General features: G+C 72.8%; 3 protein-coding genes. All 3 read left to right on the top strand.

The genetic code is table 11. The features are described from left to right. Positions 1 to 221 (top strand): hypothetical protein (locus ACWF94_RS39445; protein ID WP_453499944.1); only part of this gene is annotated, 221 nt, incomplete at its 5' end. 156 nt (positions 222 to 377) lie between these two features. Further along, positions 378 to 1,094 carry a methyltransferase gene (locus ACWF94_RS39440; RefSeq protein ID WP_453499946.1) on the top strand — a complete coding sequence of 239 codons (717 nt, stop codon included), beginning with the start codon at positions 378 to 380 and terminating at the stop codon, positions 1,092 to 1,094. 248 nt (positions 1,095 to 1,342) lie between these two features. Beyond that, positions 1,343 to 1,750, top strand: a complete 408-nt coding sequence (locus ACWF94_RS39435; RefSeq protein WP_453499942.1) for a DUF3040 domain-containing protein — start codon at positions 1,343 to 1,345, stop codon at positions 1,748 to 1,750. The last annotated feature ends 307 nt before the right edge of the window (positions 1,751 to 2,057 follow it).

Raw genomic sequence — 2,057 nt, 5'->3', positions numbered from 1 at the left:
GACCCGGCCGGCGGTCCTGGGGTCCGGTCCCGGGGCCGGAGGCGGGCGGGGGCGGTGCGCCTGCTTCGCCCGGCACCCGGGTGGTCCCCGGCACCCGGGTGGTCCCCGGCACCCGGGTGGTCGGGCGGCTCCGGCCGTTCCGCATCGCGGCCGGGGGCGCCGGGCGGCGGGGCGGAGGCAATAGGGTGGGAGATGTCTTCAGCCAGCCGATAGTCCAGTGACCCGACCGCCCGTCGACCGAGGTCATCGCTCATCGTCGCCCCGCTCGCGCCCCGCGACCCGGGGTGGCACCGTTCGAGGAGTCAACCGCCGTGCCGGACCCGTCCCCCCGTGGGGAGACCCCACCGCGCCCGCCCCGCGCCTCCCTCCGTACCTCCGTGGTCTGGGAGGTGCTCAAGGAGGCCATCGACCAGCGGGTCAAGGCCACCGGGACGGACACCCTGGACGTCCTCGACACCGGCGGCGGCAGCGGCTCCTTCGCGGTGCCCGTCGCCCAGCTCGGGCACCGTGTCACCGTGGTCGACCCCAGCCCCAACGCGCTCTTCGCGCTGGAGCGCCGGGCCGCCGAGGCCGGGGTCGCGGACCGCGTCCGGGGCGTCCAGGGCGATGTCCACGGGCTGTTCGAGGTCGTCGAGCGCGGCGGCAGTGACGTGGTGCTCTGCCATGGAGTCCTGGAGTACGTGGACGACCCGGCGGAGGGCGTGCGCAACGCCGTGGCCGCGCTCCGGCCCGCGGGCGCCCTCAGCCTGCTCGCGGCCGGACTCGGCGGGGCCGTGCTCGCCCGAGCCCTCGCCGGGCACTTCGCCGAGGCCCGCCAGGCGCTGAGCGACCCCGCCGGCCGCTGGGGCGAAGGCGATCCGATGCCCCGGCGCTTCACCGCCGACCAACTGGTCGAGCTGGTCGGGGAAGCCGGGGTGACGGTCGGTGCCGTGCACGGCGTGCGGGTCTTCGCGGATCTGGTCCCCGGGGCCCTGGTGGACACCGAGCCGGGTGCCCTGGACGCCCTTCTCAGGCTGGAGGCCGCCGCCGCCGAGCTGCCCGCGTTCCACTCCGTCGCCACCCAGCTGCACGTACTGGGGTCGAAGCGCGCCTGATCAGCGGCGTAAGCGCAGATGGAGTACGCCACAGACCCCCCGATCGTGTCGGAGTCCCCGTATGATCGAGGGACACCATCCGGCATGACGGATCGGAGGTTGGGGAATCTACGCCTCAGCAGCCAAGCCGCCGTGGCGGCCCAAGCTGGCGAATTGACGTAGAGGGCGGGTTTCACGGGGGCGAATCCCTGCCTATCCTGAAAGGGCCGCAAACGGTCGCCCCCGCGGCCGACGACTAGGAGGACTCCGTGCCGCTCTCGGAGCACGAGCAGCGAATGCTCGAGCAGATGGAGCGAGCGCTGTACGCCGAAGATCCCAAGTTCGCTACAGCGCTTGAGGGAAGCGGGCTGCGTACGTACACCCGGCGACGGGTCTACCAAGCGGTCGCGGGCTTCCTGGTGGGTATCGCGCTCCTCATGGCCGGAATGGTCGCACAGGTAATTGTGATCAGCGTGGTGGGATTCCTCGTCATGCTGGGCTGTGCGGTCCTGGCGGTCACCGGCTGGCGCAAGGCGCCCAAGCCGGGCGAGCAGCAAACCCTGGGGGAGGCGGCAGGAGGCGCTCGCCGTCATCCTCGTCAGTCCCGTCAGCGTAAGTCGATGATGGACCGGATCGAGCAGCGGTGGCAGCGCCGCCGCGACGAGCAGGGGCACTGACCCAATGCGTCCCGTCGGCCCGGCAGACCGGGCCGACTAGACGCATGGAGTGGGCAGACGTCCGTAGCGATAGCAGACGCAGCGATACCGGTGGGCCGCTGCTCCGGGGCGGAGCGCGGGCCGTTTCCGACGGCTTCGGAAGCCGTCTCCCGGGCTGGATGTGTGGGCGCGTCCGGTGGGGTGGTGGTGCGGTGTTCGCGTCACCAGGCGACTCCCGCCGGGTCGGCCGGGTGGGTGCGGGGTCGGTGCCGGGTCGCGCAGGCTGCCGGACAAGAGCCGTCGAAGCACTCCCCAGCTTGTTCCACGG

This window comes from Streptomyces sp. NPDC055078, from assembly GCF_053607985.1.
The sequence above is the reverse complement of the archived record's forward strand: the minus strand, read 5'-3'. Positions and strand labels throughout refer to the sequence as shown.